Here is a 17,110-nt window from a genome sequence, read left to right as displayed (position 1 = left end):
TGGGGAGGTCGGCAGATGGCAAAGGTCAGGGCGGCGCGGGCGGCCGAAGCGGAGGCCCTGACCGGGCTGGTGATGCGGTCCAAGGCGCATTGGGGGTACGACGCGGGGTTCCTGGCCGCGTGCGCGGAGGAACTGCGGATCCGGGCCGGCGACGTGACGGCACGCCGCATCGTGGTCGCCGAGGACGAGCAGGGTGCGGTGCTCGGGCTCGCCTCCCTGGAGGGCACTCCCCCGCTGGCGGCCCTGGGGCTGCTCTTCGTGGAGCCGTCGGCCATCGGGCAGGGCGTGGGGCGGCTGCTGTACCGGGACGTGCTGCGCCGGGCCGTGGAACTGGGGGTGCGCAGGCTGGTGATCGACTCCGATCCGCACGCGGCCGGGTTCTACCGGGCGATGGGGGCCGTGGCCGTGCGGGAGGCGGGCGCGGTGCCCGCCCCGGTCGGGGCCGCCGGCGGCACCGACCCGTCGGCCCTCGTACGGTTCGAGGCGGCTCCCGTCCCGCTCGCCGACTGGGCCCGGGCGTGGACCGGGGGCGGGCGGGCCGTGCACCTGGGCAATGTCGCCGAGTTCAACGCGCAGTTCGCCGACGCCTCCCTGGACCGCGAGCAGTTGGCGGCGCACCACTACGCCTGCCTGGCCGCCTTCTACAGCCCGTACCCGGCTGCTCTCGTGCTGCCCCGGGCGGTGCCGAAGGGCTGGACCGAGCTGGTCTGCCGCCAACTGGGCTGGGCCGGGGTCGAGGTGTACGACGGCCTGGTGGAACGGGACCCGGGGCTCCTCGATGCCGTACGGGCCCGGCCGGCGCTGGCCGCGCTGCTGACGGGGGCCGGGCTGCCGCTCGTACCGTGGGGGCGCACCCGGCCGTTCGCGCGGCTGGCGGGCCGGCCGTGGCGGGCCGGGGAGCTGCGCTACGAGTCGAAGTCCGCGGCGCACGCGCTGTTCGGGCGGATCCTGGCGCAGGGCGGGCATCCCGGGATCGTGCTCCCCGCGCAGTGGCGGGCCACCAGTCGGTGGGCGGCGGTGCGGCTGCTGGCGGCCCGGGCCAAGGCGGGCGAGAGCACTGTTCTGAAATCGGAGCACGGTGTCGGGGGTTCGGGCACCACGGTGGTCACCGCCGGAGAGGTCCGGGCCGCGGGCGGGGCCCGTGCCGTGCTGCGCCGGCTGCCGCGCGGGCCGCTGCTGGTGGAGGAGTACGTCAGCGGTCCGGCGCGGGACGGCGCCCCGCGGGATCTGACGTACGACGGCTTCGTGGACGACGCGGGCCGGGTGCACGAGGTGGGCGGAGCGGTCATGGACGTGACGGACGGCTGCTACCGCGGTGCCACCGTGGGGCCGGGGGTGGTGCCCGCGTGGGCGGAGGAACCCCTCGCCGCCTTCGGTGCGGCGGTGGGCCGGGAGCTGGCGGCGTCCGGCTACCGGGGCTGGTTCGACGTGGACTTCGTCGCCGACGCGGCGGGCCGGCTCGCGCCGACCGAGACGAACCTGCGGCTGACGGGACCGTCCGTCGCCTTCATGGTGGCGGCCCGGCTCGACGTGCTGCGGGGCGCGGGGCACCTCGTACGCATCGCCGACCGGGTGGAGCTGGGCGCGCGGCTGCCCGAGGCGCAGTGGGAGGAGCTGTGCGAGGGCCTGGCCCAGGGCTGCGCGGAGCTCGGGGCGGTGTTCGTCCCCGCGATCCCGACGGGGGCCTTCGAGCCCGCGCCGTGGCTGGGTGTGCTGGTGGCCGCGCACAGCAGGGAGGTGCTGGACGCGGCCGAGTCGCTGGTGCGGACGGGGGCCCTGGCGGTCGGAGCGATGTTCGGCCCACCCGAGCCGGAGCCGGGGCCGGGGCCGGGGCCGGGGCCGGGGTCCGGGCCCGGGCCGGTCAGTCGTCGAAGTCGAAGGGATCCGACGGTTTGCTGACGACGTAGGCGGCGACGATGAGGCCCGCGATCATCAGGGGGATGTTGAAGGTGTAGACGAGCGCGGCTTGACGCGGCCAGTCCTGTTTGGCGGCCAGCCGGTAGAGGTTGTCCTGCGGCCACCACGCCAACAGCAGGTAGGCCACGGCCAGATGGGCGGCCGCGGTGAGGGTGTGGCCACGGCGGTGGCGCCGCATCCAGGCGCGGCCGCCGAACAGGAAGACCACCCCGACGCCGAAGGCGAAGCACTCGACCACGTAGAGGACGAAGAACAGGAACGCCCAGGGCTGCGGGACGCCGCCGAGATCGGTCGATCCCGGCCAGAGGAACTGCGTGAGGATCAGGGCGATGAAGCCCAGGCCGATTCCCCCGCAGCCGCCCGCGCAGGAGGCCGGGAACTCGCCTCCGTCCGCGGCGGCCCCGTACTTGGCGGACTTGCTCCCGCCGGGCCGCGCCGCCATGGCGGGCAGGATGGGCAGCGGCAGGGCGGCCCGGTCCTCCTGGCCCGCCCGATTCCGGGGCAGGGTGCGCAGCCGGATCACGGTGCGCGGGTATTCCTCTCTGGGCACCTTCCCGGCCAGGTGGTCGCGCAGTTCCTCGATGTCCGGCAGGACGACGCCCCCGGGCGGCGACGCCTCGCCGCCGGCCGGCGGGGCGGCGTACGCGACGAGCCGCCGCGGGCCGCGGAGGCTGTCGACCCCCTTCACGATCACCGCGCCGACGCCCGGGTGGCTTCGGATCGCGGACTCGACGGGGTACGGGTCGACGGAGCGGCCGCCGGGCAGGGTGATCCGGTCCCGGATCCGGCCGCCGAACTCCAGCAGCCCGTCCGGGCGGAGCACGCCGAGGTCTCCGGTGGGAATCGCGTCGCCGCCTCCGGGCGGGGCGAGGCATATCTCCCCGTCGCGGACGTGGACCTGCCAGCCGGGGAAGGGGGTGCCGAGCAGGGAGGTCTGCTCCACGTCGTCGAGCGGGCCACGCAGCTGCGGGAGTTCGAAGTGGGCGCCGACTCCGGCCGTCTCGGTGAGGCCGTACGCGTTGAGCACCCGTACGCCCGGCCGCAGCCGTGCGTGCAGGGCGTCCAGCTCGTCAGCGTAGAGACGGTCTCCGGTGACCGTGACCAGCCGCAACGACCCGGTGTTCGGGGCCGGTTCACGACGCGGGCGCGGGACGGGGACGGGGGGCTCCGCGTCGCGGAGCAGCAGTGCGCCGGCACCGGCCGGATCGGTGTGCAGGACGGTGACCCGCTCGGTCCCGATCGCCGCCCGGACGTCCTCGGGCGTCCAGGGCGAGGTCGGCGCGAGGACGAGGGCGCCGCCGGAGCACAGGGCCCGGGTCCAGCCCGCGGCGAAGGCGGTCACGTCCGTCCCGGCGGTGATCAGGTGCCGGTCCCCGGGGGTCAGCCGGGCCACCTCGGCCCAGCCCTCGTACGCGGTGAGGAGCAGGGCGTGCCCGACGGTGACGGCGCGCGGCTCGGCTCCCCCTCCCCCTCCCCCGGTGAACAGGGCCGCCGCGGCGTGGCCGGGTGCCGGGGCGCCCGGCGGCCCGGCGGGCCGTCCGGCGATCGCGGCGGCCTCCGCGCCGAGCCGGATCACCCGCAGCCCGCTGCCGTTGTCGAGGGCGGCGTGGTGGGCGGCGTGGGTGACCAGGACGAAGGGCTCTGCGGTCGCGAGCTGCCGCTGCCCGTGGCGCGGGGTCTCGACGTCGATGACGGTGTAGGAGCCGCCGGCCTTGAGGGCGGCGAGCAGGGCGACGACCAGGTCGGCCTGCCGGGCGGTGCCGATGGCGACGAGGCCGCCGGGCGGCAGGCCGGAGGCGAGCAGATGGTGCGCCAGCCGGTTGGCGCGCGTGTCGAGTTCCCCGTAGGTCAGGCTCTCGGGGCCGGCGATGAGGGCGCGGGCGTCGGGAGTGTCCCGGGCCCACTGCTCGAAGCGGTGCAGGACGGTGTCGGTGGTGCTCTTGCCGAAGCGTACGGACTCGGATCCCTGCGTCATGGACCGATGATGCCACCGGGCACCGACAACGGGCGGCCGGTTCGCGCAGGCGAAAATCCGTCGTACAGCGGGCAGTTGACGACTCCTGCGGGCGGTCCGGCACCCAAACCTTGACCTCGAGTTTGGTTGAGGTCCTAGCGTTCGGGTCATGGACATGGAAGTCACCGCTTGGACCTCTCTGCACAGTGCGTTGAACGCCCAGCAGGACCGTCGCCCCCTTTCCCGGGCCGGCCTGCGCCGCGTCGCCGCCTTCGCCCGCCCGCACCGCCGCGGGCTCACCCTCTTCCTCCTGCTGAGCGTGGTGACCGCGCTGCTGGCGGTGGCCACCCCGGTGCTCGCCAGCCGGGTCGTCACCGCCATCGTGGACGGCGGCGACAGCGGTGCGGTCACCCGGCTCGCCCTGCTCATCGCGCTGATCGCGGTCGCCGAGGCCGGGTTGGGGCTGCTGACCCGCCGGCTCTCCGCCACGCTCGGCGAAGGGCTGATCCTGGATCTGCGGGCGGCGGTCTTCGACCACGTGCAGCGGATGCCGGTCGCCTTCTTCACCCGGACCAGGACGGGGGCCCTGGTCAGCCGCCTGAACAACGACGTGATCGGCGCCCAGCGGGCCTTCAGCAACACCCTGTCGGGGGTGGTCGCCAACACCGTGACCCTGCTTCTGACCCTCACCGTAATGCTCAGCATCTCCTGGCAGATCACCCTGCTGGCGCTGGTGCTGCTGCCCGTGTTCGTGCTGCCGGCCCGCCGGATGGGAGCGCGGATGGCGGCGATGCAGCGGGAGGCCTCGGCGCTGAACGCCGCGATGGGCACCCAGATGACCGAGCGGTTCTCCGCGCCCGGCGCGACGCTGGTCAAGCTGTTCGGGCGGCCCGCCGACGAGTCCGCGGAGTTCGCGGCCCGGGCGGCGCGGGTGCGGGACATCGGGATCCGGACGGCGATGGCCCAGTCGGCCTTCATCACGGCGCTCACCCTGGTCTCGGCCCTGGCCCTCGCGCTCGTCTACGGGCTCGGCGGGTGCGCGGTTCCCTGGACGCCGGTTCCGTCGTCGCCCTCGCCCTGCTCCTGACCCGGCTGTACGCCCCGCTGACCGCGCTCGCCGGCGCCCGCGTCGAGGTGATGAGCGCGATGGTGAGCTTCGAGCGGGTCTTCGAGATCCTCGATCTGAAGCCGCTCATCGCGCAGAAGCCGGACGCCCGCCGGGTGCCGGAGGGCCCGGTGGCCGTGGAGTTCGACCGGGTCTCCTTCGGCTACCCCGCCGCCGAGAAGGTCTCGCTCGCCTCCCTGGAGGAGGTTGCCACCCTCGACGCCCGGGGCGGCACGCAGGTGCTGCACGAGGTGTCCTTCCGCGCCGAGCCGGGCCAGGTGATCGCCCTGGTCGGCTCCTCCGGCGCCGGCAAGTCGACCATCGCGCAGCTGCTGCCGCGGCTGTACGACGCCGACGCTGGCGCGGTCCGCCTCGGCGGGGTCGACGTACGGGACCTCACCGCCGACTCGATCCGCGAGACGCTCGGCATGGTCACCCAGGACGGGCACCTCTTCCACGAGTCGGTACGGTCCAACCTGCTGCTGGCCCGGCCGGAGGCCTCCGAGGAGGAGGTCTGGGAGGCCCTGCGCCGCTCCCGCCTGGACGGCCTCGTCGCCTCACTGCCCGACGGGCTGGACACGGTGGTCGGCGAGCGCGGCTACCGGCTGTCGGGCGGGGAGCGGCAGCGGCTGACCATCGCGCGGCTGCTGCTGGCCCGGCAGCGGGTGGTGATCCTGGACGAGGCCACCGCGCACCTGGACTCCACCTCGGAGGCGGCGGTGCAGGAGGCGCTGGGCGAGGCCCTGGCGGGCCGGACCGCGGTGGTCATCGCGCACCGGCTGTCGACCGTACAGGCGGCGGATCTGATCCTGGTGGTGGAGGACGGCCGGATCGTGGAACGGGGCACGCACACCGAGCTGCTGGCGGCGGGCGGCCGGTACGAGGAGTTGTACCGCACCCAGTTCGCGGCGGGGGACACGCCTGCCGACGTGGCATCGGGCGGTGCGGCACCGGTGCCGGGAGCATGATGCCGTGATGGACATCAAACTGGAACTGGTCGCCGTCCCCGTCACCGATGTCGACCGGGCCAAGGCCTTCTACGAGAAGATCGGCTTCAACGCCGACCACGACGTCACCGTCAGCGAGGACATCCGCTTCGTGCAGCTGACGCCGCCGGGGTCGGCCTGCTCGATCGCGATCGGCAAGGGCCTGACCCGGATGACCCCGGGGTCGCTGGACAACATGCAGGTCGTCGTCACCGACATCGAGGAGGCGTACGAGGACCTGCGCGGCCGGGGGGTCGAGGTGACGGAGATCCAGGACCTGCCCTGGGGCTCCTTCGTCTACTTCTCCGACCCGGACGGCAACGGCTGGGCGGTTCAGCAGACCACGCCGCGCGGCGGCCGCTGATCCGTGGCCGGTCCGCGCCGCGGGTTGACCTTCAAGCGGGATGAAAGTCGACCATTGCGGTCATGGACGGCACACCTGAACCTGAATCACCCGAACCTGAATTGATGAGCATCAGCGCGTTCGCCCGGCGGGTCGGGCTCGCGCCCAGTGCCCTGCGCTTCTACGACGACTGCCGCGTGCTGCTGCCCGCGCACGTGGACGGGGCCACCGGCTACCGCTTCTACTCCCCCGCGCAGGAGCCCCGGGCCGCGCTCCTGCGCGGTCTGCGCGAGACGGGGCTGGCGCTGGCGGACGTGGTCGTCGTGCTCGACGGACCGCCGGAGCGGGCCCGGGAGGTACTGGAGCGGCACCGGGCGGCGGCCCGGGAGCGCGGCCGGGCCGCCGACGCGGCGATCCGGGCGGTGCTCGGGGGGCTGCCGGGCGCTGCGGCGGTCACCGAGTTCACCCTCGGCGGGGCCGAACTGGCGAGCGCGGCCCGGCAGGTGGCGCCGGCCGCGGGGAGCGATCCCGCGTACCCCGTACTGGGCAGCGTGCTCGTGGAGTTCGAGGAGGACGAGGTCCGCTTCGTGGCCACCGACCGCTACCGGCTCTCGCTGCGCACCCTGCGGCCCGCCGCCGTGACCGGGCCGCGGGGGCGGGTGCTGATCGACGCGGACGCCCTGGTGGGGCTCGGCGCGTGGGCGGCCCGGGCCGCCGAGGTGACCCTCGTCGCGGGCTCGGCAGGGACCCCGCTCGTGGTCCGGCACCCGGGCGGCCGCCGCGAGGTGGCGGTGAGCGCCGGGGAGTACCCCGCCTACCGGGACGCGCTCGCCGCGATGACCCCGCCCGGGCACCGGGTGGTCGTGGACCGGGCCGCGCTGCTCGCCGCCCTCGACGCCTGCGGGGACGCCCCGGCGGTCGCCGTCGAACTGGGCCGCGACCGGCTGCTGGTGGCGGACACCGCCCTGCCCGCCCTGCGCGCGGAGGCCGAGCCCGTACGGATCGGCTTCGATCCGGCGGTGCTCGCGCCGGCCCTGGAGGCGAGCGTCGGGCCGGACGTCCTCCTGGAGGTCTCCGCGCCGTCCCGGCCGGTCCTGGTCCGCTCCGCCGACCAGGGCACCTTCACCACCCTGGTGATGCCGGTCGCCCTGCCCGCGCACCGCCCCTGAAAGGGACGCGGGGAGCTGACCTCAGGGGCTCAGCTCCCCGCGGCGGCGGCGTGGTGGTGGTCGAGTTCCCATGCGTGGTGCTTGAACTCGTGGCGGAAGTCGGCGTGGTCCTCCCACTGGCGGGCGATGCCGCGCAGCACGTCCCAGTTGTGCTCCACCGACTGGTCGATGACGCGGCGCATGGCCGGCTCGGCCGATTCCCGCTTCTCGATGAGGCCCTTGATGGCGGACGCCTCCAGGACGGAGTTGCGCAGGGCGCGCAGCGCACGGGAGGTGTCGTCCATCCCGAAGCCGTACTCACTGCCCGTCTCCGCGTCGAACAGCGGGGTGAGCCGCGCCTCGATGAAAGCGGTGATCCGCTCGAAGTGCTGCACGTCCATCGGGGGCTCCCTCTCCTGCCGGACCATCACGTGTGTCCGGCGTCTCCAGTGCTTCTGCCGTTCACCGCCATTATCCAGCTTCCTGGTGATCTATTTTTTGGTGATCGCCGTGAGGAAGGAATGTGAGACGGGTGGACGAGGGTTCATGGCTGACGGAGCGTTTCGAAGAGCACCGATCTCATCTCAGAGCAGTGTCATACCGGATGCTCGGCTCACTCACGGAGGCCGATGACGCCGTCCAGGAAGCGTGGCTGCGCCTGAACCGCTCCGACACCAGCGACGTCGAGAACCTCGGCGGATGGCTGACCACGGTCGTGTCGCGGGTGTGCCTGAACATGCTGCGCTCGCGGGAGTCCCGGCGCGAGGACTCCATGGAGACGTATCCCACCGACCCGGCGGTCAGCCGCGAGGACGCCGTCGACCCCGAGGAGGAGGCCCTGCTGGCCGACTCGGTCGGGCTGGCACTGCTGGTGGTGCTCGACACGCTGGCACCGGCCGAGCGGCTCGCGTTCGTGCTGCACGACCTGTTCGCCGTGCCCTTCGACGAGATCGCCCCGATGATCGAGAAGTCCCCCGCCGCGACCCGCCAGCTCGCCAGCCGCGCGCGCCGCCGGGTCAAGGGCGCCCCGCTGGTGCCCGAAGCCGATCTGTCCCGTCAACGCCGCGTCGTGGACGCCTTCCTGGCCGCCACCCGCGGCGGGAGCTTCGACGCGCTGGTCGCGCTGCTCCATCCCGATGTGGTGCTCCGGGCCGACAAGGCCGTCGTACCCAGCCCCGCCCCCCTCCTCATCAGCGGCGCCGTCACCGTCGCCAAGGGCGCGATGGCCGCCATGCAGCGGGCGCGGTCCACGCAGCCGGCCCTGGTCAACGGCATGGCCGGCCTGGCGATGGCCCCGCTGGGACGGCTGTTCCTGGTGCTCGGCTTCACGATCGACGACGGCCTCATCACCGAGATCGACATCGTCGCGGAACCGGAGCGCCTCGGAAAGCTCGACCTCGCCGTGCTCGACGCCTGACGGCCGGCGGCGGGGTCGGGGGCCTGGAACATCACCGCGTGTTCGGTGCGGCCGGTCAGGACCTCGTGGAGCCCCGGTCCAGGACTGCCTTCGGTGGTCATGCTTCAGTGGTGCCGCACGGACCGATGCCGACGAGGACAGCGAGGTAGGCGTGAGCACCCAGCGCGTCATTGTGGTGATGGGCGTGGCCGGCACGGGCAAGACGACCGTGGGCCGGCTGCTCGCGGAGGCGCTGGGCGTTCCGTACGCCGAAGGCGACACGTTCCATCCGGCGGCCAATGTCGCCAAGATGTCGGCCGGCACCCCGCTGGACGACGCGGACCGGCGGCCGTGGCTGGACGCCATCGGCGCATGGATCCGCCAGCGCGCCGGGCTGCGCGGCGGCGTGGTGGCCGCATCGTCGCTCAAGCGCGCTTATCGCGACCGGCTGCGCGCCGCCGCCCCCGGGGCCGTCTTCGTCCACCTCACCGGTGAGCGCTCGCTGATCGAGAAGCGGATGGCGGCCCGCAAGGGCCACTTCATGCCCACCACCCTGCTGGACTCGCAGTTCGCCACGCTGGAACCGCTCCAGGACGACGAACTCGGCGTCGTCGTCGACGTGTCCGGCTCCCCCGAGGACATCACCGAACGGGTGCTGACCGCCCTGCGCCGGCTCCGCACACCCGAGGACTGAGGACACGTCACCGTGACCGGTCTCAGCGACTGATGGTCGGCTCGCTGGTCAAGGCCCGGGTCGCTGGTCCTGTAGCTGGGCGGCGGCGAGGTCGAGGTCGTCGGCCGCCGTCGCGCAGCGGGACGCGAGGATCTCGACCTCGGCGCGCAGGGCGCCCGCCTCCGGGCCGCGCCAGCCGGGCGTGGCGGCCGCCCCGCGCAGCCGGACCGCGTGCGTGCGCAGTGCGGCGGCATGCCCGCTCAGGCCGCGGTCGGGCGGCCGGGGCGCCGGGCGGGGCGTCGCCCGGGGCACCGGCCGCGGCGGTCGGCCCGTGACACCTCGTCGGACGGGACCGTGGGCGGGCGTACCCCCCGTCCGGGGCCGTTCGGGCTGACCGGGGCCGCGGTCGCAGAAGGCCCAGACGGCGGCTCCGAGCCCGAGGAACGGCTCGGCGGTCTGGGCCCGGCCGGTGGCGACCTGCCAGCCGGCGTGGTCGTTGAAGGGGTTCGCGTCGGTCAGGGCGTTCCAGGCGAGGATGTCGGCGAAGGACGGGGCCAGCAGGGAGAAAGCGTGCTGGGCGCCCTGCTCGCGCATGAGGGCGCGGAACAGGCGGACGGCCTCGGCCTGTCGGCCCGCCCCCACGGCCCGCAGCACCGCCGCCGCGCCGGGGTCCTCCAGGAGTTCGGGACGAGCCGCGCTCGCGGCCCGGATCCGGGCCCTGAGTCCGCAGACGGCGATGCTGATCGCGAGGCTCTCCCGGCTCGCCAGGACTCCGGCGAGCCGTCCGGCCCTGGCCACGCCCCGGCCGCGCGGGGCCCAGCCCAGGCCCGCCGGGTCGGTGAGGGTACGCAGCAGAGTGCGCCAGCCGAGCCGGATGCGGCCTCCCCGGGCCAGGGCGGCCGCGGGCAGGCGCGGGCCGAAGGCCAGGGCGGAGGCGTAGCGGGCGGCCTCGCCGACCGCGTCGGCTGCCTCGGCAAGGGCGCGGCACGGGGCGTCGAGCAGGTCGACGTCCGGGGCGGTGGACGCGGAGGTCGCGGCGTCGGGCATGGGTTCCTCGTGGGGTTCGGCAGGGGGCAGTGGTCAGGGGGCAGTGGTCAGCGGCGGGAGGCCGTCGGCCGGAGGCGCCGTCAGCGGCGGATGAGGGTGAGCCGGATGCCTTGCGGGTCGAGCGTCGCCGGCAGCGGCCCGACCGGGTCCAGGACCGGCCGGGCGCCCCGGACCCGGTGACCCCGCAGCACCTCGGCGCAGAGCGCGGCCGTGATCATCAAGCCGAGCTGGCCGCCGGGGCAGCGGCCGCCCCCGTGGCTGAAGGGCGCCATCCGGATGTCCTGGTCCGCGCCCGGGTTCTTCCACCGGCCTGGCACGAACACGTGCGCGGCCGGCACCCGTTCGGGGTCGCGCTGATGGAACGCGGCGGGCAGCAGCACCGAGGTGCCGGCCGGGTAACGCACGCCCCGCCATTCGGTTTCGGCGCGGGTGACGCGGATCAGGTCGGGCACCACCGGGTACAGGCGCAGGGACTCCCGGACGCAGGCTCTCAGCCTGGGCAGTTCACCCCGGGCCGCGCCGCCGGCGGCCTCGGCGGCCGCTTCGGCGGCGGCCGCGTGCTGCTCGGCGGGGTGCGCCCCAAGCAGGAGCAGGGTGCGCAGCAGCGTGTCCGGGACGGCGTCCATGGCCAGCAGCCAGTGCTGGGCCTGGCCTACGGGGTCGAGGGTGCCGGTGGGGTCGGCGTGGCGGGCGGCCCGCCCGACGAGGGTGGCGGCGTCGGCGTGGCGGGCGTAGTCCTGGATGCGGGCGCGGACCTTGTCGTCCACGGAGCGGGCGGCGCGCATCCGGCCGCCGCGCAGGCCCTTGCCTTCGGCGCGCAGCTGGCTGAGCCACCCGCTGAGCTCCTCGTCCGCGGCGGCCGCGGCGCCGAGCACGATCCGCCGGGCGGCCCGGTGCACGGCGTGCCGGGCGCGGGCGAGTTCGAGGGTGCGGGCGGCGGTCAGGTGCCGGGCCTCCTCGGCGACGGCCGCCAGGAAAGGTCCGCACGAAGGGTGCACGGGCCGGCCCGCTGCCAGCACCTCGGCGCTGATCTGCCGCTGCTCCGTGCGGAGTTCGCCGCGGGAGCAGCCGGTGCCGGCGGGCTCCGCCGCGCTCAGGCCGCGGCACTTCTCCGGTGGGTCGGCCGCGAGGACGCTGAGGGGTTCGGCGTAGAACCGGCGCAGGTCCTGCGGGTCGAGCAGCACGAGGACGGGCTTTCCGGACCGGGTGCGCAGGAGGGCGGGCGCGTCCCCGTGGCGCGCGCGCAGGGCGCGCAGCGCGGCGGCTGACGCGCGCACCGCGCCCGGGCGACGCAGGGGGCGCGGGCCGGCGAGGCCGCGCAGGAAGGCCCCGAGGGTGGCGAAGGCGGTGCTTTCGGTGGCGGCGGCCGCGTGCCGGAACGATTCCTTTACGGATGTCCGCCGGTCGGGGGCTTCCGCGCCGAGCCCCCGCACGGGCGGCCCGTGGTCCGCGAGCGGCGCCTCCCCTCGGGGCGACCGACCGACTCGCTCGGTGCGGCGGCGGGCGCCGGGCGCCCCGGCCACCGGGACGGTGCCCGGGGCGGACCGCACCGGCCTTCCGGTCCGCTCCGCGAGGGCCCGTACCCGGGCCCTGAGCCCGTCGAGGACGACCCCCTGGACCGTACGCATCCGTGTACCTCCGCAGCGGAACGACAACGCTCGGCGACATCGGCATCACCGTACGTCCCACCTGGGGACCGCGCGCCCCGAGGACTACGCCAGTGGGTCCAGCCCGGCCAGCAGGGCAGGCGGGGGGAACACGGCCTCGCGGAAGGCGGTGCGCAGGGGGCGGTGGTCGGTGGTCGGGAGGAGGACCGCCCAGCGGTGGTGGCGGGGGGAGACCCACAGGGCCGGGCCGCCGTCCTGGGGGGCGTGGTGGGTCCAGACGCCGTGCGGGGCGGGATGCCAGAGCAGGCCGCGGGCGGGGGTGAGTTCGCCGGTGCGGATGCGGAGGGACTCGGTGGTCCAGGCGCGGGTGATGCCCGGCCCCGACGGTCCGTGCGGGTCCGCCGGAGAGAGCAGGTGGCGCAGGAAGCGGACGAGGTCGGCGAGGGGCGCGCGGAGGGTGCCGTCGGCGAACCGGGTGCGGGTCATGCCCAGGGGGTGCCACACGCGGGTGGCCGCGAGATCGGCGAGCGGGCTGCCGGAGAGGTGTTCGGCGAGGCGGGTGAGGGCGGCGGTCCCGTCGGCCTGGGTGAGCAGGTGGTGGGCGGTGGTCCCGCCGGGGGTGTCGGCGGCGGCCGCGTCCCCGTAGGCGGTGAGCGGGGTGTGCAGCTTCAGCGCGCCCTCGTCGACGAGGCTCCCGATGGCCGGCCAGAGCGCGAGGACGGCGGTGAGGCCGCCAACGTCGAGGCCGGCGCCCGCGCTGTCTCCGGCTTCTCCGGCGCGTCCGGCTTGTCCGGTGTTTCCGGCGTCTCCGTTGCTTCCGGCTTCTCCGGCGTGTCCGATGTTTCCGGCGTCTCCGGCGTCTCCGGCGTCTGCGCCGTCCGAGCCCGCCTGGAGGCCTTCGGGGCCGCCGATGGCCCACACCGCCCCGGGGTCGGCGGACTCGACGAGGGTCCGGACGGCCTCGGCCTGGTCGCTCAAGAGCGTCATGGTCGCTCACGTTAACGAGCCGGACGCCGGCCTCCCGGCGCGTCGCGGCGGAGTCGGCGCTCCCCCACCCGAATGCCGGGAGCCGCACGTGCCGAACGGGAGGGGCGGGGCCCGCAGGCGCCCCGCCCCCCGTCCGACTGTCAGGCCCGCTCGGCTAGCTCTTGTCCGGGCGGTCGGTCACCCGCAGGGTGTTCAGCAGGGGCTTGCCGAATCCGGTGTGCGTGACGAAGCGGACGTTGAGGATCCCGTCCGTGACCGTGACCGTGTACGTCCGGGTCAGGGCCTTGTACGTGCCCGCCTCCAGGGAGATGTCGAGGGAGGGCAGGACCTGCGTGCCTTCGGCCAGGACGTCGAAGACGCGCTTGTTCGGCTTGGTGGAGGAGAGCTCCGCGAAGCCGAGCTCCACCGTGTAGGTGCCGTTCGGCACGTTGTCGAAGCGGTACTCGTACATGCCCTCGCGGGCGTTGCGGAACAGCCGCTGCTCGTCCGTACCGGCGATGGTGCGCCCGGTGGACTGTACGGAGCCGCTGCCCTGGTAGCCGTAGGAGCCGGCGGTGTACTTGCGGTCAGGGGACCAGGCGTCACCCAGGCTGTCCGTGCTCGCGTAGCCGGAGCCCGCGTCCAGGGCGACCTGGTAGCGCGGGACGACGAGCTTGACGGGGACCGTGAGGACCGGGGTCCTGCCGCTCGCTGACGTGATGTTCAGGTTCGCGGTCAGGACTGACCCCGGGGTCAGTCCCGCCGTGTCCACCGAAAGGGTGAGCGGGACCTTCCCGCCCGTGGGCAGGTCCCCGACCGCCGGTGCGGCCGTCAGCCAGGCCGCGTCCTCGGACACCGTGAACGCCGTGCCGAGGCCCGGGTTGGTCAGGTCCAGGGTCCGCGTCCGCTGCTGGTCCGCGGGGAGTACGACCTCCACGGACGGCTTGGACGCCGTCACCTTGCCGGTGCGCAGGGAAAGGCTCACCGTCGTGACGTCGGCGGCCCGCACGTCCACCGTCGCCGTGGCGGACTCGTACTGCGGCGCCGCCAGGGAGAGGGCCTTCACACCCGACGGGCTCTGGACGACGTATCCGCCGTCCGCCGCCGTGGTCGCCGACACCGCCGAGTCGCCCGTGCCGACGGTCACCGTGGCGCCCGCGACGCCGTTGCCGTCGTTGGCGTCGAGCACCCGGCCCGCCACCACACCGCTCTTGGTGGTCCGGAAGGCGATGGACAGGCCGTCCGTGATGATCGCCGTGTTGAAGGAGTACCTGAAGGCGTCGGTTCCGGTCGCGTTCTCCACGCCGACCGTGGCCGTCGAGCCGCCCTTGATTCCGGAGCCGCCGGTGCCCTTGTAGGAGTACGAGACGGTGCCGTCCTCGCCGATCGCCGCCGAGAAGGAGAACTTCTGGGTCTGCGCCGACCAGTGGGCCACCTCGCGCCACTCGATCACGTAACTCCGGTGCGGGGCGGTGCCGGTGACGGCGGTGAAGACGCCGGAGCCACTGCCCGCCGCGCCGACGACCAGGTCGTCCCAGAAGGGGTACAGGGCCGCGTTGGGCGTGGCCGTGCTCGGGATGTCCCCGTTGATGTCCCCGGTGTGGTTGCCGCCGAAGCTGACCGTGCCGTTGGTCCCGATCCAGGCCTGGCCGTACGTCTTCCCGTACAGCGGCAGCGGGAAGGGCAGGTCGACGCGTTCGGTGGTGTTGTCGCCGGTGAGGGCGAGCTGCCGGCTCCCCGCGACGTACGGGCGGTCGCCGGCGGTGGCGCAGGCGTAGCCGTAGCCGTCGGTGCGCTCGGGCAGGTTCACCGCGACCGTGGTGTCGCCGGCCACGGTGACCTTCGCCGTGCCGCCGGTGACACAGCGGGAGGCGTGGGTGGCGTTCACGTCGTAGGTGCCGTGCGGCAGGACGACCTCGAAGCGGCCCTGCGCGTCGGCGGTCGCGGTCACCGGGGTGTCCGCGACCGTGACGGAGGCGCCCGCGACCGGCCCGGCGGCCGAGGAGACGGTGCCGGTGAGCTTGCCGGAGGCCGCCTGGGTCAGGGTGAAGTCGCCGGTGGCGGTGGCGTTCTCGGTCACCGTGGCCGTCGCGGTCTGCTGCCCGTAGCCGAACTTGGCGGCGGTCAGGGTGTATTCACCGACCGACAGGGAGGGGAAGGCGTAGCTGCCGTCGGCCGCCGTGGTCGTCGTGCGGTCGATCGGCCCGTCGGCGGTGACCTTCACGCCCGCGAGCGGCTCGCCGCCGGAGCGGACCGTACCGCCGAGTGCGCCGATCGACCCGCGCGGGGCGGCGTTCACGGCGGCGAGGGCGTCGAGCCTGCCCTCGCCGAAGACGTTGTTGTCGGCGGCGCTGCCACCGCACTGGCTGCTGTCGGTGTCCTGGGCGGTGCCGTCCAGGAGCGACTCGGTCTGCGCGACGTCGCCCTCGAGGGCGGGCGCGGCGGACCAGAGCAGGGCCACGGCGGCCGCGGTGTGCGGTGAGGCCATGGAGGTGCCGGAGAAGGCCTCGTACCCGCCGCCGGGGACGGAGGAGCGGACGTTCACGCCTGGGGCGGCGATGTTCGGCTTGATGGTGCCGCCGGGGCCCGCGCCGCGCGCGGAGAACGACGCGATCGCGTTGTTGATGTCGAAGGCGCCGGAGCTGTAGGAGCTCGCGTAGTCGCCGGGTGAGCCGCTGGTGTTGCAACTGGGGCCGGAGTTGCCGTTGGAGAAGGCGGGGAAGATTCCGGCGGCCCGCCAGGTGTCGACGACCTGCTGGTACCAGGCGTCGCCGCCCGGGCCGCCCCAGGAGTTGTTGACGATGTGCGGGGCGAGGTCGGGGCGCGGGTTCTGGCCGTTCAGATCGGTCGGAGCGACGATCCACTGGCCTGCGGCGAGCAGGGAGGCCTCGGAGCAGGAGTTGGACTCGCAGCCCTTGGCGGCGATCCACCGGGCGCCCGGGGCCACGCCGATCTTGTTTGCGCCGCCGTCGTCGCCGACCATGGTGCCCATCGTGTGGGTGCCGTGGTCGTTGTTGTCGCACGGGGCCGCGGTGGCGCAGACGCCCGCCGGGTCGAACCAGTTGTAGGCGTGGTCGTAGGAGCCGTCCGCGTTCTTGCCGCGGTACTGGTTGTTCACGGCCGGGTGGGTGTGGTCCACGCCGCTGTCGATGTTGGCGACGACGATGCCCTCGCCGCGCACGCCGAGCTGGTCCCACACCTGCGGGGCCTTGATCCGGTCGATGTTCCACTCGACGGCGTCGGCGGCGGTCCGCTCCCGCTCGCCCTCGGCGGGCTTGGGCAGCTCGACCTTGTCGTCGGCGTCGATCCGGGCGACCTCGGGGCGCTGCGCGAGGGTCCCGGCGAGCTTCTCGCTGCCGACGACGCGCACGGCGTTCACGATCCAGTACGAGGTGTACTCGGCCTTCGCGCCTTCCAGGGCCTTGACGACCTCGGCCTGGCTGCGCGCGGCATGGTCCTTCTTGGCCCGCATGACCGTCTCGGCCTTGGCGGCGCGGGTCTGCTGCTTCCCGGCCGCGGTGAGGTCGGCGGCGCTGTCGAGGTAGACCCAGAAGACGGCCTTGGCGGAATCGTCGAGCTGGGCGCGGAGCCTGGGCTCGACCTTGCGCTCGGCAGCGCTCGGGGTGGGGCCGCCGGTTCGAGGGTCCGCCGTCGGTGCGGCCGCGGCGATGCCCGCGCCGGCCGGAAGGAGCAGGAGCGAGGTGAGGGCGGCGAGCGCCGTGCGTAAGGACCGTGAAGGCCGTGATAGCCGTGAAGGCCGTGAGAGCCGTGAAGGCCGTGATGACCGCTTGGTGCGTGGGGCCACGTGGTGTCTCCTCGTACGCCGTGTGCGGGTTGTGCGGGAAGGGTGTGCGTGACGTGCGCGGGTCATGGTGAGGGAGGGGTCATGTCCATTACAAGAGGGCCTAATGAGCCGGCCCCACGGCCCGCCCGGTGGCCCTTCCCGGCCACGCGAGCCAGCCTGAAGG

At 74.4% G+C, this 17,110-nt stretch carries 11 protein-coding genes and 1 pseudogene; 6 read left to right on the top strand and 6 right to left on the bottom strand.

Annotated elements, in window-relative coordinates; all coding sequences use genetic code 11:
* Window positions 1-15 precede the first annotated feature (15 nt).
* The gene (locus tag ACZ4TV_RS25220) at window positions 16-1,899 is read left to right on the top strand and encodes a GNAT family N-acetyltransferase (protein ID WP_468137132.1); all 1,884 of its coding nucleotides are present in this window, start codon (window positions 16-18) and stop codon (window positions 1,897-1,899) included.
* Here the strand turns inward: ACZ4TV_RS25220 and ACZ4TV_RS25215 are convergent.
* The gene (locus ACZ4TV_RS25215) at window positions 1,862-3,892 is read right to left on the bottom strand and encodes an AMP-binding protein (protein ID WP_468137130.1); all 2,031 of its coding nucleotides are present in this window, start codon (window positions 3,890-3,892) and stop codon (window positions 1,862-1,864) included. The two genes, ACZ4TV_RS25220 and ACZ4TV_RS25215, sit on opposite strands and share 38 nt — an antisense overlap.
* Before the next feature lie 148 nt (window positions 3,893-4,040).
* Here ACZ4TV_RS25215 and ACZ4TV_RS25210 point away from each other — a divergent pair.
* The 3 genes and pseudogenes from ACZ4TV_RS25210 to ACZ4TV_RS25200 all read left to right on the top strand — a co-directional run bounded on the left by ACZ4TV_RS25210 (window position 4,041) and on the right by ACZ4TV_RS25200 (window position 7,474).
* Window positions 4,041-5,944: pseudogene (locus tag ACZ4TV_RS25210) on the top strand (ABC transporter ATP-binding protein).
* Window positions 5,945-5,951: 7 nt separating this feature from the next.
* Window positions 5,952-6,326, top strand: coding sequence for a VOC family protein (locus ACZ4TV_RS25205; protein WP_468137129.1), 375 nt, complete (start codon window positions 5,952-5,954; stop codon window positions 6,324-6,326).
* Between the two features lie 104 nt (window positions 6,327-6,430).
* A complete protein-coding gene (locus tag ACZ4TV_RS25200; RefSeq protein ID WP_468137127.1) occupies window positions 6,431-7,474 on the top strand; it encodes a DNA polymerase III subunit beta family protein in 1,044 nt (347 codons plus the stop codon).
* Between the two features lie 29 nt (window positions 7,475-7,503).
* Here the strand turns inward: ACZ4TV_RS25200 and ACZ4TV_RS25195 are convergent, their stop codons facing one another.
* Window positions 7,504-7,854: a hypothetical protein gene (locus ACZ4TV_RS25195; RefSeq protein ID WP_468137126.1), complete on the bottom strand. Its 351-nt coding sequence runs from the start codon at window positions 7,852-7,854 to the stop codon at window positions 7,504-7,506.
* Window positions 7,855-7,985: 131 nt separating this feature from the next.
* Here ACZ4TV_RS25195 and ACZ4TV_RS25190 point away from each other — a divergent pair, with 131 nt between their 5' ends.
* Entirely contained in the window at window positions 7,986-8,870 is an 885-nt protein-coding gene (locus ACZ4TV_RS25190) for a sigma-70 family RNA polymerase sigma factor (protein ID WP_468137124.1), read from the top strand.
* Window positions 8,871-9,021: 151 nt separating this feature from the next.
* Window positions 9,022-9,543, top strand: a complete 522-nt coding sequence (locus ACZ4TV_RS25185; protein ID WP_468137123.1) for a gluconokinase — start codon at window positions 9,022-9,024, stop codon at window positions 9,541-9,543.
* A gap of 48 nt (window positions 9,544-9,591) precedes the next feature.
* Here the strand turns inward: ACZ4TV_RS25185 and ACZ4TV_RS25180 are convergent, their stop codons facing one another.
* The 4 genes from ACZ4TV_RS25180 to ACZ4TV_RS25165 all read right to left on the bottom strand — a co-directional run bounded on the left by ACZ4TV_RS25180 (window position 9,592) and on the right by ACZ4TV_RS25165 (window position 16,947).
* Window positions 9,592-10,569: a hypothetical protein gene (locus tag ACZ4TV_RS25180; RefSeq protein ID WP_468137121.1), complete on the bottom strand. Its 978-nt coding sequence runs from the start codon at window positions 10,567-10,569 to the stop codon at window positions 9,592-9,594.
* 80 nt (window positions 10,570-10,649) lie between these two features.
* Window positions 10,650-12,197 carry a cytochrome P450 gene (locus ACZ4TV_RS25175; protein ID WP_468137119.1) on the bottom strand — a complete coding sequence of 516 codons (1,548 nt, stop codon included), beginning with the start codon at window positions 12,195-12,197 and terminating at the stop codon, window positions 10,650-10,652.
* Window positions 12,198-12,281: 84 nt separating this feature from the next.
* Entirely contained in the window at window positions 12,282-13,163 is an 882-nt protein-coding gene (locus tag ACZ4TV_RS25170; protein WP_468137117.1) for a serine hydrolase domain-containing protein, read from the bottom strand.
* A 154-nt stretch (window positions 13,164-13,317) separates the two neighbouring features.
* A complete protein-coding gene (locus ACZ4TV_RS25165) occupies window positions 13,318-16,947 on the bottom strand; it encodes a S8 family serine peptidase (protein ID WP_468137116.1) in 3,630 nt (1,209 codons plus the stop codon).
* Window positions 16,948-17,110 lie beyond the last annotated feature (163 nt).

It is taken from the genome of Streptomyces sp. NPDC028910 (genome assembly GCF_055564955.1).
Note: the sequence above shows the minus strand (reverse complement) of the source record. Positions and strands in the feature narration are given on the sequence as shown.